This is a genomic window from Streptomyces mutabilis (assembly GCF_014649815.1).
GTDB lineage: Bacteria > Actinomycetota > Actinomycetes > Streptomycetales > Streptomycetaceae > Streptomyces > Streptomyces mutabilis.
The window spans coordinates 232,565-245,396 of record NZ_BMTT01000009.1 but is presented as its reverse complement, the minus strand read 5'-3'; the positions used below and the strand labels follow the sequence as shown (position 1 = coordinate 245,396).

8 protein-coding genes and 1 tRNA gene are annotated in these 12,832 nt (G+C 71.0%); 3 read left to right on the top strand and 6 right to left on the bottom strand.

From position 1 onward, the window contains the following. The first annotated feature begins 8 nt into the window (after positions 1–8). Complete coding sequence (locus tag IE142_RS20375) at positions 9–803, top strand: glycosyltransferase family 2 protein (RefSeq protein ID WP_191887066.1); 795 nt, start codon at positions 9–11, stop codon at positions 801–803. Positions 804–1,038: 235 nt separating this feature from the next. On the opposite strand, the gene IE142_RS20370 is transcribed toward IE142_RS20375, so the two are convergent. After that, positions 1,039–1,914 (bottom strand): FkbM family methyltransferase, encoded by an 876-nt coding sequence (locus tag IE142_RS20370; protein ID WP_229830723.1) that lies wholly within the window; start codon positions 1,912–1,914, stop codon positions 1,039–1,041. A 62-nt stretch (positions 1,915–1,976) separates the two neighbouring features. Further along, a complete protein-coding gene (locus IE142_RS20365) occupies positions 1,977–2,171 on the bottom strand; it encodes a ferredoxin (RefSeq protein WP_107480313.1) in 195 nt (64 codons plus the stop codon). 209 nt (positions 2,172–2,380) lie between these two features. Between IE142_RS20365 and IE142_RS20360 the strand changes: the two genes are divergently transcribed. Both IE142_RS20360 and IE142_RS20355 read left to right on the top strand, forming a co-directional pair. Continuing rightward, positions 2,381–2,629 carry a hypothetical protein gene (locus tag IE142_RS20360; RefSeq protein WP_191887064.1) on the top strand — a complete coding sequence of 83 codons (249 nt, stop codon included), beginning with the start codon at positions 2,381–2,383 and terminating at the stop codon, positions 2,627–2,629. Between the two features lie 211 nt (positions 2,630–2,840). Continuing rightward, positions 2,841–6,863: a WD40 repeat domain-containing protein gene (locus IE142_RS20355; protein ID WP_191887063.1), complete on the top strand. Its 4,023-nt coding sequence runs from the start codon at positions 2,841–2,843 to the stop codon at positions 6,861–6,863. Positions 6,864–6,992: 129 nt separating this feature from the next. Here the strand turns inward: IE142_RS20355 and IE142_RS20350 are convergent. The 4 genes from IE142_RS20350 to gyrB form a co-directional block, all read right to left on the bottom strand. After that, positions 6,993–7,069: transfer RNA gene (locus IE142_RS20350), tRNA-Ile, on the bottom strand. A 100-nt stretch (positions 7,070–7,169) separates the two neighbouring features. Beyond that, on the bottom strand, positions 7,170–7,892 hold the full coding sequence (locus IE142_RS20345) for a DUF3566 domain-containing protein (RefSeq protein ID WP_071528906.1): 723 nt from the start codon (positions 7,890–7,892) through the stop codon (positions 7,170–7,172). Positions 7,893–7,910: 18 nt separating this feature from the next. Further along, positions 7,911–10,505, bottom strand: a complete 2,595-nt coding sequence (gyrA, locus tag IE142_RS20340; RefSeq protein ID WP_191887062.1) for a DNA gyrase subunit A — start codon at positions 10,503–10,505, stop codon at positions 7,911–7,913. A gap of 42 nt (positions 10,506–10,547) precedes the next feature. Continuing rightward, positions 10,548–12,608: a DNA topoisomerase (ATP-hydrolyzing) subunit B gene (gene gyrB / locus IE142_RS20335; RefSeq protein ID WP_191887061.1), complete on the bottom strand. Its 2,061-nt coding sequence runs from the start codon at positions 12,606–12,608 to the stop codon at positions 10,548–10,550. Between the last annotated feature and the right edge of the window lie 224 nt (positions 12,609–12,832).

The window sequence follows — 12,832 nt, the reverse complement described above, 5'->3', positions numbered from 1 at the left end:
GTGCCGCCGTGAGCCGGCGCGTCATCATCGTCACGGCCGTCCACGCCCCCTCGGCGCCCTTCCTGCCTCAGGCCCACCGTTCCTTGTGTGCACAGGAGTTGCCCGAGGGCTGGGAATGGCGCTGGGTGATCCAGGAGGACGGGCGGACCGACGGCGTACGGCCGTACGTGCCCGACGACCCGCGCGTCGTCTTCCGGCAGGGGCGGCCCGGGATGCGCGGCGGGCCCGGTGTGACCCGCACCCTCGCCCTGTCCCACGCGGACGGCGAGTACGTGAAGACCCTGGATGCCGACGACCAGCTACCGACGGGTGCGCTGGCCCGCGACCTGGCGGCCCTGGAGGCCGACCCGACGCTCGGATGGGCCACGTCACGTGCGCTGGACCTGCTGCCCGACGGATCGACGGTCGGCTTCCCGGGCGATCCGGAGCACGGACCGATCGAGTGCGGCGAGGTACTCGACCACTGGAAGGCCAACGACTACCGCGCCCGGGTCCACCCGGCGACGCTCCTGGTGCGGCGCGACCTGCTGCTCGCACTCGGCGGCTGGATGGCCCTGCCGGCCTCCGAGGACACCGGCCTGCTGCTGGCGCTCAACTGCGTGAGCCGAGGGTGGTTCTCGCAGGAGGTGGGGCTCCTCTACCGCAAGTGGGAGGGCCAGGTGACCGGCCAGGCGGCCCACGTGGACCCCGCCGAGCGGGATGCCCGGATGGCGGTGGTGGAGGCCAGGGCGCGGGCGCTGGCCTCCCTCGGGTGGCGCTTCCCGGCCGACGGCGCCGGCTCACCGGGCCAACCGGCTCGGTGAGGCCCGGAGGACATGCCCACCGCACCGTCCGGCATCACCCCGGTGACCCGCGCGGCCGAGGTGCGTAGGCGCCGGCGCCCCCTCCCACCCCGTCCGCCGCCCACCCTGTCCGGCGCACATCCGGGACGCCCCGCCCGAGCAGCTGGCCCGCGAAGGCCCGGACGGCGCCCCGCCCACGCCCCTCCGCAGGCACCGTGAGGCCCCTTGGAACGCGCCGGAGCGGGACCCTCGCGGATCAGCGGAGCGTTTCCGCGTCGACCCGGGAGAAGATCAGGTCGCACTCCCCGGCCACGGGCCCCCGCGAGCGCACCGCGACGCCGAGCGTGCCGCCGCGCGCCGACGGGTAGCTCTCGGGCCTGTAGTCGTTGGCCAGCCGGTAGACGTGGAAGCCGGCGTCGCGCATCACCGCCAGCAGTTCCCCGATGGAATCGCCGAGGCGGGCCATGCGCTCGGGTGCCACCTCGACGCTGATCTCCGCGTCGGGCCGCAGGGCGCCCAGCATCGGCGCAAGCCCGCGCACGACGCCGCCCTCCGCCCCCTCGACGTCGATCTTGATCACCCGGGCGCTCGCGATCTCCGCCGGATCGAGCAGTTCCGGCAGCGGGCGGGCCTCGATCTCGAACGTGGACTCCGCCGGGCCGTCGTAGGGGACGATGCTGTTCGCGCCCATGTTGTGCGAACTGGCGAGGACGAAGGTGAGGGTCTTGCGGCCGTCGGAGACGGCGGCGTTGACCGCCCGGATGTTCCCGCACGCGTTCAGCCGGCCGTGCTGCACCAGCCGGCGGTGGAAGGCGGGGGAGGCCTCGATCGCGACGACCCGGCCCGCGTCGCCGACGAGCCGTGACGCGAGGACGCTGAAGACGCCGATGTTGGCCCCGACGTCGACGAAGCCGTCCCCCGGCCGCAGCCGGCGCCGCAGCCATGCCGTCAGGTGCGGCTCCCAGACACCGAAGAGGTAGAGGTACCGCTGAATCAGGTCCCGCGTGTCCACGGCGAACCGGTCGCCGGAACGCACCTGGACGACTCGGCGGCGCGGGTGATCGCGCAGATGCTGGTTCAGCAGACGCGCGGCGAGCGCCGCCTTCCCGACCGTGCCGGGAGCGCCGCGCACGTAGCGGCTGCCGAGGGTGACCAGCGTCCGGGGGACGATGCCGCCCGGTTCGCCCCGGATGATCAGTCCTCCCGCGTGACGGTGATCGCGGCGGCGGGGCATCCCTCGACCGCCTCGCGCACCCGCGGCAGATCGAGGTCGTGCTCCCGGCCGGGTATCACGGCGCCCAGTCCGTCCACCTCGGTGAACACCGACGGGGCGCGGTGGACGCAGTCGCCGGAGCCGTAGCACTGCTCGGGATCGACGGAAATCCTCATACGCCCTCCAGCGGCGGTCGGGTTCGGAACCAACACGACGTGCCTGCCCGCGGACCGGCCCGCTGAATCCGCCCTCCCCGCTCACCCGTTGGGGAGTCGAACACGAGATCGACCTGTATTCCGCGAAGGAGGGGCGGGGGACGGACCGGCGAGAACTCCGCGAGGGTCCGGCGGACCGGCCGACGTCGGGGCCCGCCTTCGAGCGGGTCATGCTGCTCCGCGGTGACGACGCCGTCGAGGCCCGGCCCGAGACGCGTCAGCGGACGTGCCGCACGGCCGCTGCCGCCCGCCGACGTGCCCACCGGCCTCCGCCGGGGACCGACCGCCACCGTCGGGAGACCGCGACCACCGGCATGCTTCGGCACCGGTCCCTCCCCTCGTGGGGACCGGTGCCCAACCATGCCGGCGGCGTGCTGGACGCCGTACCGGACGAGAAGGGCTGGGCCGTCGAAAGCTGACCGAGAACGTGCGGCCTCACGGGGCGCCTTTCGGAGCACCGGGCCGCTGACCTGTCCGGGTGCCGGCCGACCGGATCGCCACTGCGACGCGATCCTGCCAGCTGTGGTCGCCCGCGAGGAGGGTCCGGTCTCGCGACAGTGACGTAGCCGCAGGTCAGGCGTATAGAGTGAGTTTTCCGGTCCGGACGTCCAGGTGCGGGGGAAGTAGGGAGTGGAGACCTTGAGTTTCGACTCAGGGGCACGCACGGCCTTCGCCGAACGTCTCGCACTGCTGTACCGGGAGGCCGGCAACCCGCCCCTCAAACGCGTATCCGAAGCGGTCGTCCGGCTCCAGCGCGTCGACGAACGGGGGCGGCCCGTACGAGTCTCCGCCCAGCGGATCAGCGACTGGCGGCGGGCCAAGAACGTACCCGCCCAGTTCCCCGCCCTCGCCGCGGTTCTGCACGTCCTCATCCCTCAGGCACGGCGCGCGCGGCCCGATCCGGTCGCCGCGGGCCTGTACGACCTGGCCCAGTGGCAGCGCCTGTGGGAGCGGGCGGTGGCCGACCCGACCGCCGAACGTCCGGCGTCGGCCGCGGGCGAGGAGGAGAACCCGCCGGACCGTGCCCCGGGCGGCGTCTGCCCCTACCGGGGGTTGGCAGCCTACCGGCAGCAGGACGCCGGCTGGTTCTTCGGACGGGAACGCAGCACGGACGCCCTCGTCGCCCAGCTCCGCGCGGCCGAGGACACCGGCGGCCTGGTGATGCTCGTGGGCGCATCGGGCGCCGGGAAATCCTCCCTGCTCAACGCGGGCTTGGTGCCCGCCCTGCGCTACGGCGGCCCGACCGGTGACACAGGGCCGCCGAGGGAGGTGCTCCAGCTCGTACCGGGAGTCGACCCGCTCGGGGAACTGTCCCGCCGGATACCCGGGCTCGCGTCCGTGGTCGCCGCCGACCGGGCGCGGCCGGACGACCCGGAGTTCGGGCGCCCGGCCCGGCAGGCCTTCGCGGCCTGGGCCCGCGACGGGTCGGCGGCGACAGCGGAGCCTGCCGCGTCGGCCGCACCGGCCCGTCCGGTCCTGATCGTGGACCAGTTCGAGGAGGTCTTCACCCTCTGCGCCGACGAGCGGGACCGGCGCACGTTCATCCGCCTCCTCCAGGCCGTCTGCACACCCGGCGGCCCGGACGACCCCGCGCCCGTCCTGGTCGCCCTCGGCGTGCGCGCCGACTTCTACGAACAGTGCCTGCGCCACCCCGAGCTGGCCGACGCACTGCAGCACCGGCACATGGTGCTCGGACCGCTGACCACCTCGGAACTGCGCGAGGCGGTCACCGGCCCGGCCCGGGCCGTGGGCATGGAGTTGGAGCCCGGACTGGCGGAGCTGATCGTCCGGGAGGTCGGCGCCGACGGCCCACGCGGTGCTCACGACGCGGGCGTGCTGCCGCTGCTGTCCCACGCCCTGCTGGCCACCTGGCAGCGCCGCAAGGCGGGCCGGCTGACGCTGGCGGGTTACCGCGCGGCCGGCGGCATCCAGGGGGCGGTGGCGGCGACCGCCGAGCGGGCCTGGTCGGACCTCGACCCGGCGGCGCGCACGGCCGCGCGGCTGCTGCTGCTCCGGCTGGTCCGGGTGAGCGAGGACACCCAGGCCACCCGCAGGCGGGGCACCCGGCGCCGGCTGGCCGAGGAGTCCCGGGACCCGGAGAAGACCGAGGAGTCCCTGGAGGCGCTGGTGCGCGCCCGGCTGGTGACCCTCGACGCGGACACCGTGGAGATCACCCACGAGGCGCTGCTGCACGCCTGGCCGCGCCTGCGCGACTGGATCGACGAGGACCGGGCCGGCAACCTGCTGCGGCAGCGTCTGGAGGAGGACGGCCGGGCCTGGGAGGAGTCGGACCGCGACTCCTCGCTGCTCTACCGGGGCTCCCGGCTCGAGCAGGCCCGCGGCTGGGCGGAGTCCGCCGACGGCACCTTCCTCACCCGCGGCGCGGTGGACTTCCTGGCCGCCGCGGTCGGACTGCGCAGGCGCACCGTCCTGATCAGGCGAGCCGCGGTGTCGTCCCTGGTCGTCCTGGCGCTGCTCGCGGTCGGTTCGGCGGTGATCGCCTGGCAACAGCGCAACGACGCGGTGTTCGAGCAGGTGGTCGCCGAGGCGGACCGCGTCCAGTACACGGACCCGTCGCTGTCGGCCCAGCTCGACCTGGCGGCGCACCGCCTGCGCCCGGACGACGCGGACGTGAAGAACCGCCTGATCTCGATCGTGAACGCGCCCCTGGCCACACCGCTCCTCGGCCACACCGGCGCCGTCTACCTGACCTCCTTCAGTCCGGACGGGCGGACCCTGGCAACCGCGAGCTACGACCGGACCGTACGGCTGTGGGACGTGTCGGACCCCGCTCGCCCCGAACCGCTGGGCCGACCCCTCACCGGTCACACCAGCTGGGTGAGCACCGCCGTGTTCAGCCCGGACGGCCGCACCCTCGCCAGCGCCTCGGACGACGGCATGATCAGGCTGTGGGACGTGTCGGACCCCGGCGAGCCGCGCCGGCTCGGTGATCCGCTGCCCGGCCGCGGCGGCACCGTCTACCTGCTCGCCTTCAGCCCGGACGGCCGCACCCTCGCCTCCGCCCACGACGACCACGCCGTACGGCTGTGGGACGTGGCCGACCCCGGGCGGCCGAAGGCCGTGGACACCTTGACGGGCGCCACCGCGGCGGTGCGCTCGGTGGCGTTCAGCCCCGACGGGCGAACGCTGGCGGCAGGCGGCGACGACGAGACGGTCCACCTGTGGGACGTCGCCGATCCGCACGGAGCGACCCGGATCGGCTCCCCGCTGGCCGGCCACACCGGCCTGATCCACTCCGTGGCCTTCAGCCCCGACGGCCGCACCATCGCCAGCGGCAGCGCGGACGACACCGTACGGCTGTGGAACGTAACCGACCCGCACGACGCCGCGCGGATCGGCTCGCCGCTGACCGGCCACACCGGGCCCGTCTGGTCCGTGGCCTTCAGCCCCGACGGCGACACGCTCGCCGCGAGCAGCGCGGACAGCACGGCGAGCCTGTGGAACGTCAGCGACCCGGCCTACCCCTCGCAGGTCGGCGTGCCCCTCGCGGGCAGCAGCGGGGAGATGTACGCGCTGGGGTTCAGCCCGGACGGCCACACCCTCGCCACCGGCAGCGGCGACAGCAAGGTCCGTCTGTGGTCACTGCCCACGTCGGACATGATCGGCCGCATCGGCGCGTTCCGTACGGACGGACACGTGCTGGCCACCGCCGCCCGCGACGGACGGGTGCGGCTGTGGAACGTCGCCGAACCCGCCCGGCCCGTGTCCCTGGGCGAACCCTTCAGGCCGGGAGAGGGCGACGTCCGCTCCCTGGTGTTCTCGCCGGACGGCCGCACCCTCGCCGTGCTGACGGGCAGCCGCGCGATGCAGTTGTGGGACGTCACGGACCCGTCCCGGCCCACCGCCCACGGCCCCCCGGTGGCGCTGCGCACCCGCTACGCCGGCCCCGACACCCTCGCCTTCAGCCCGGACGGCCGCACCCTGGCCACCGCACAGGAGGACCGCAGCGTCCAGCTGTGGAACACCGAGGACCCGTCCCGCCCCCGCCCGCGCGGCGAGCCGCTCACCGGCCACACCGGTTACGTCAACACCCTCGCCTTCAGCCCGGACGGCCGCACCCTCGCCAGCGGCGGCGCGGACGACACCGTACGGCTCTGGGACGTGACCGACCCCACGCACGCCACCGCCCTCGGCGCCTCCCGCACAGGGCACCTCGGGCCCGTCAACGCCCTCGCCTACAGCCCGGACGGCCGTACGCTGGCCAGCGGCAGCGACGACGGCACGGTCCGCCTCTGGAGCGTCACCGACCCGGGCCGCCCCATGCCGGCCGGTGAGCCGCTGACCGGCCACACCGACTCGGTGGTGTCGCTGACGTTCAGCCGGGACGGCGCCACCCTGGCCAGCGGCGCCAACGACAACACGGTCCGCCTCTGGGACGTCACCGCACCCACCGATCCCTCACCGATCGGCGAGGCGATGAGCCCCAACGCCAAGACGGGCGGCTTCCTCACCTTCAGTCCTGTGCGCCACATGCTCGGGGTGTCGAGCGGCACGGACAGCGTCCGCCTGTGGAACCTGGACGTGGACGACGCCATCGACCGCATCTGCTCCGCGACCCGGGGCGTGCTGACCGAGGAAAGGTGGCACGAGTACCTGCCACGCCTCTCGTACGAACCACCGTGCGAGCGTTGAATCCTTCCCGCGCCCCGTCCGCCCTTGTTAGCCTGAGCCACAGCCCGGCCGCCGCCGTATCCCCCGTCGTCGGCGGCCGGGCGCGAACGGAGAAGACCCCCAGTCGAATCCGACTGGGGGTCTCTGTGCTGGTGGGGCTAACAGGATTTGAACCTGTGGCCTCATCCTTATCAGGGATGCGCTCTAACCAACTGAGCTATAGCCCCGCCGCGCTCTGCGGTGTGTGTCCCGCGCGCTGACTCCTGAAGATTAGCGCACGAGGCGGGCAGTCCCAAAATCGGTTGGCGCAGGGCAGGCGAGCGGCGATCACTCGTCCTCGGCGAGCGTCAGCTCCACACCGCCGACGAAGCCCGCGGACAGGTTGTAGATGAACGCGCCGAGCGTGGCCAGAGCCGTCGCGAGGACGACGTCGATGACCGCGATGACCGTCGTGAACAGCAGCACGTTGGGCAGCGACAGGAAGGACTGCAGGTCGAAGCCGTTGGACTCGTTGGAGCCGGTCGCCTCCGAGATGGTGCCGCCGACGGTCGAGAAGACACCCATGGCATCCATGACCATCCACAGCACGGCCGCCGCGACGATGGTGCAGATGCCGAGCGCGATGGAGAGCAGGAAGCTGACCTTCATCACCGACCACGGGTCCGCCTTGGCCACGCGCAGACGCGCCTTGCGGACGCGGGGCGCGGTGCGGGCGCCGGTGCGCGGACGGCGCACCGCGGCGGCGTTGCCGCCCTGGGTCTGGTAAGCCTGCGGCGGGTGGTACGGGCCGCCGGGCTGCTGGGGCTGCCGTTCTCCCGGCAGCGGCGAGGCCGCCTGCTGGGTCTGCTGGCCCCGGGTGTCCGTCACAGTTCCCCCCTGGGAATGCGTGTGGGACGAGCTCCCCGAGTGCGAGTCGGTCGCTCCGTCTTCGATCTTGCGCAGCTGAGTCGTGTGCGGATCCGCCGCACGCGTGGCGGAGCCACGGCCGCCCCCGTCCGTTTCCGTACCCCTGGAGGTACCGGCCGATCCGGCGCCCGTGGCTCCGCTCACGATGACTCTCTCCTCGTGCTACTCGGCCGAGGGCGCCTCACCCTCGTCCATGCCGGTGGTCGCGGCACCCTCGGCGGCCTCGTCGACGACCACGTCGCCGTCGACCTCCTCCGCCTCGCGTCCCGCCTCGGCGTTGCGCGCGATGCCGACCACGGCATCGCGCTTGCCCAGATTGATCAGCTGGACGCCCATGGTGTCACGGCCCGTCTCCCTGACCTCGCTGACTCGCGTACGAATCACACCGCCCGAGAGTGTGATGGCGAGGATCTCGTCGTGCTCCTCGACCACCAGCGCGCCCACGAGCGATCCACGGTCCTCGACGATCTTCGCAGCCTTGATGCCGAGGCCGCCACGGCCCTGGACGCGGTACTCGTCGACGGAGGTCCGCTTCGCGTATCCGCCGTCGGTGGCAGTGAACACGAACGTACCGGCTCGAACAACATTCATCGAGAGCAGTTCGTCCCCTTCGCGGAAACTCATGCCCTTCACGCCCGAGGTGGCACGGCCCATGGGCCGCAGCGTGTCGTCGGAGGCGGTGAACCTGATCGACTGCGCCTTCTTGCTGATCAGCAGCAGATCGTCCTCGGCCGAGACGAGTTCGGCTCCGATCAGCTCGTCGTCGCTGCCGTCCTGCTGCTCGCGCAGGTTGATGGCGATCACGCCACCGGAACGCGGCGAGTCGTAGTCCTTCAGCGGCGTCTTCTTCACCAGGCCCGCCTTGGTGGCCAGGACCAGGTAGGGCACCGCCTCGTAGTCACGGATCGCACGGATCTGGGCGATCGTCTCGTCCGGCTGGAAGGCCAGCAGGTTCGCCACGTGCTGACCGCGCGCGTCCCGGCCGGCGTCGGGCAGCTCGTACGCCTTCACCCGGTAGACCCGGCCCTTGTTGGTGAAGAACAGCAGCCAGTGGTGCGTGGTGGACACGAAGAAGTGGTTGACGATGTCGTCTTCCTTGAGCTTCGTGCCGCGCACGCCCTTGCCGCCGCGCTTCTGCGCCCGGTAGTCGTCGGTCTTGGTGCGCTTGATGTAGCCGCCCCGGGTGACCGTGACGACGATGTCCTCCTCGGCGATCAGGTCCTCGATGGACATGTCGCCCTCGTACGGGATCAGCTTGGTCTTGCGGTCGTCGCCGTACTTCTCGACCAGCGCCGTCAGCTCCGCGCTGACGATGCCGCGCTGGCGGACCGGGGAGGCCAGGATCTCTTTGTACTCGTTGATCTTCGCCTGGAGTTCGTCGTGCTCCTGGACGATCTTCTGCCGCTCCAGGGCCGCCAGGCGCCGCAGCTGCATCTCCAGGATCGCGTTGGCCTGGATCTCGTCGATGTCGAGGAGGTCCATCAGGCCGCCGCGGGCGATCTCGACGGTGTCGCTGCGCCGGATCAGCGCGATGACCTCGTCGATCGCGTCCAGGGCCTTGAGCAGACCGCGCAGGATGTGCGCCCGCTCCTCCGCCTTGCGCAGGCGGAAGCGCGTACGGCGGACGATGACCTCGATCTGGTGGTTCACCCAGTGACGGATGAACGCGTCCAGGGACAGGGTGCGCGGCACGCCGTCGACCAGGGCCAGCATGTTGGCGCCGAAGTTGGTCTGCAGGTCGGTGTGCTTGTACAGGTTGTTCAGGACGACCTTGGCGACCGCGTCCCGCTTGAGGACGATGACCAGGCGCTGCCCGGTGCGCGACGACGTCTCGTCGCGGACGTCCGCGATGCCGCCGATCTTGCCGTCCTTCACCAGGTCGGCGATCTTCTGCGCGAGGTTGTCCGGGTTGACCTGGTAGGGCAGCTCCGTGACCACCAGGCACTGGCGGTTCTGGATCTCCTCCACCTCGACCACCGCGCGCATGGTGATCGAGCCGCGCCCGGTGCGGTAGGCCTCCTCGATGCCCCTGCGGCCCACCACCAGGGCACCGGTCGGGAAGTCGGGGCCCTTGATGCGTTCGATGAGCGCGTCCAGCAGCTCCTCGTGCGAGGCCTCGTAGTTCTCCAGGTACCACTGGGCGCCGGCCGCGACCTCGCGCAGGTTGTGCGGCGGGATGTTGGTCGCCATACCGACCGCGATACCGGCCGAGCCGTTGATCAGCAGGTTCGGGAAGCGGGCAGGCAGGACGGTCGGTTCCTGGGAGCGGCCGTCGTAGTTGTCCGTGAAGTCGACGGTCTCCTCGTCGATGTCGCGGACCATCTCCATCGACAGCGGCGCCATCTTGCACTCGGTGTACCGCATGGCCGCCGCCGGGTCGTTGCCCGGCGAGCCGAAGTTGCCGTTGGAATCGACGAGCGGCATGCGCATCGACCAGGGCTGGGCGAGGCGGACCAGGGCGTCGTAGATGGAGGAGTCGCCGTGCGGGTGGTAGTTGCCCATGACGTCGCCGACGACGCGGGCGCACTTGTAGAAGCCGCGCTCGGGGCGGTAGCCGCCGTCGTACATCGCGTACAGCACGCGCCGGTGGACGGGCTTGAGGCCGTCGCGGACGTCGGGCAGCGCACGCGAGACGATGACGGACATCGCGTAGTCGAGGTACGAGCGCTGCATCTCCGTCTCGAGCCCGACGGGCTCGACACGCATGGCGAGGGCGTCACCCTCGGGCGTCGTCACAGGGGTGTTCTCGTCGGTCATTGCTGGTGAAGGTCCTTCCTGGTGCGGTCAGCTGAGACCGACTCAGATGTCGAGGAAGCGGACGTCCTTGGCGTTGCGCTGGATGAACGCGCGCCGGGCCTCGACGTCCTCGCCCATCAGCACCGAGAACAGGTCGTCGGCCTGCGCGGCGTCGTCGAGCGTGACCTGGCCGAGTACCCGGTGCTCCTGGTCCATGGTCGTGATGCGCAGCTCCTCGGCGTTCATCTCGCCGAGACCCTTGAAGCGCTGCACGGAGTCCTCGCGGATGCGCTTGCCGGCATTGCGGCCCATCTCGATCAGCGCGTCGCGCTCGCGGTCGGAGTACGCGTACTCGAAGTCGTCCCGGCCCCACTTGATCTTGTAGAGCGGCGGACGGGACAGGTACACGTGCCCTGACTCGACCAGCGGCCGCATGAAACGGAACAGGAAGGTCAGCAGCAGGGTGTTGATGTGCTGGCCGTCGACGTCGGCGTCCGCCATCAAGATGATCTTGTGGTAGCGGAGCTTCTCGATGTCGAAGTCCTCGTGCACGCCCGTGCCGAACGCGGAGATCATCGCCTGGATCTCCTGGTTCTGCAGGATCCGGTCGATGCGCGCCTTCTCGACGTTGAGGATCTTGCCGCGGATCGGGAGGATCGCCTGGTACTGCGGGTTCCGGCCGGACTTGGCGGAGCCGCCGGCGGAGTCTCCCTCGACGATGAAGATCTCGCACTTCGTCGGGTCGTTCGACTGGCAGTCGGACAGCTTGCCCGGCAGCGACGCCGTCTCCAGCAGTCCCTTACGACGCGTCAGGTCGCGGGCCTTGCGGGCCGCCACGCGCGCGGTGGCCGCCTGGATGCCCTTGCGGATGATGTCCGCCGCCTCGTTCGGGTTGCGGTCGAGCCAGTCCGCCAGGTGCTCGTAGACGATCTTCTGGACGAAGGTCTTCACCTCGGTGTTGCCCAGCTTCGTCTTGGTCTGGCCCTCGAACTGGGGCTCGCTCAGCTTCACCGAGATGATCGCGGTCAGACCCTCGCGGATGTCGTCACCCGTGAGGTTGTCGTCCTTCTCCCGCAGCAGCTTCTTGTCCCGCGCGTACTTGTTGATCAGCGAGGTGAGCGCCGCGCGGAAACCTTCCTCGTGCGTACCGCCCTCGTGCGTGTGGATGATGTTGGCGAAGGAGTACACACCCTCGGTGTAGCCGCCGTTCCACTGCATCGCGATCTCGAGGGACAGGTTCTTGTCCTTGTCCTCGGCCTCGAGGTCGATCACGGTGGGGTGCACCAGGTCTCCCTTACGGGAGTTGAGGTACTTCACGAAGTCGACGATGCCGCCCTCGTAGTGGTATGAGACGCTCTTGACCTCGTGCTTCTCGTCCTCGCCCGCCTCGTCCGCACCGGCGGTGGCCTTCGCCGACTCACGCTCGTCGGTGAGGTTGATCCTCAGACCCTTGTTGAGGAAGGCCATCTCCTGGAAGCGCCGGGAAAGCGTCTCGAAGGAGTAGTCGGTGGTCTCGAAGATGTCGCCGTCGGCCCAGAAGGTGACCGACGTACCGGTCTCCTCGGTGGCCTCGTGCCGGGCGAGCGCGGCCGTGGGAACGCCCAGCTTGTAGTCCTGCGTCCAGCGGTAGCCGTCGGTCTTGACCTCCACCGCCACCCTCGTGGAGAGGGCGTTGACGACGGACACACCCACACCGTGCAGACCACCGGAGACCGCGTAACCGCCGCCGCCGAACTTGCCGCCCGCGTGCAGCACGGTCAGCACGACCTCCACCGCGGGCTTCCCCTCGGAGGGGACGATGCCCACGGGAATGCCACGGCCGTTGTCGACGACCCGTACACCGCCGTCGGCGAGGATCGTGACGTCGATCGTGTCCGCGTGACCGGCCAGCGCCTCGTCGACGGAGTTGTCCACGACCTCCTGCACCAAGTGGTGCAGACCTCGTTCACCGGTCGAGCCGATGTACATACCGGGTCGCTTGCGGACCGCGTCCAGACCCTCGAGCACGGTGATGGCACTGGCGTCGTACGAGGCCAAGGCCTCGCCGGCCGGGGCGCTCACCACGTCGTTCACGCCGGTGTCGATGGACGGGTTGTTCTCGTTGGGGTTGCCGGAATCGGCCACGAAGCGCCCTTTCTGGCACAGCACGAGCCGGGCTCGTCGGCGGGTTGCCGGAGCGGCTGCGGCATGTTGCGTTGGTAAGCCTTGATCAGCGTTGCTCAGCTAGTCCCGGACGGTCCCCACGTTCGGGGCGGGATTGCCTTCCATTCTACCGGTAGCACTGACACTGATGGGGGTTTGCCGGTACCTGAGTCCGCATGTGCCGCCCTGAACCGGGCTCGTCCTAC

Excerpts from the sequence above, each read along its gene's own strand:
- IE142_RS20365 (WP_107480313.1), bottom strand. The coding sequence starts at position 2,171 with ATGAGGATTTCCGTCGATCCCGAGCAGTGCTACGGCTCCGGCGACTGC.
- IE142_RS20360 (WP_191887064.1), top strand. The coding sequence starts at position 2,381 with ATGCTGCTCCGCGGTGACGACGCCGTCGAGGCCCGGCCCGAGACGCGT.
- gyrA (WP_191887062.1), bottom strand. The coding sequence starts at position 10,505 with ATGACCGACGAGAACACCCCTGTGACGACGCCCGAGGGTGACGCCCTC.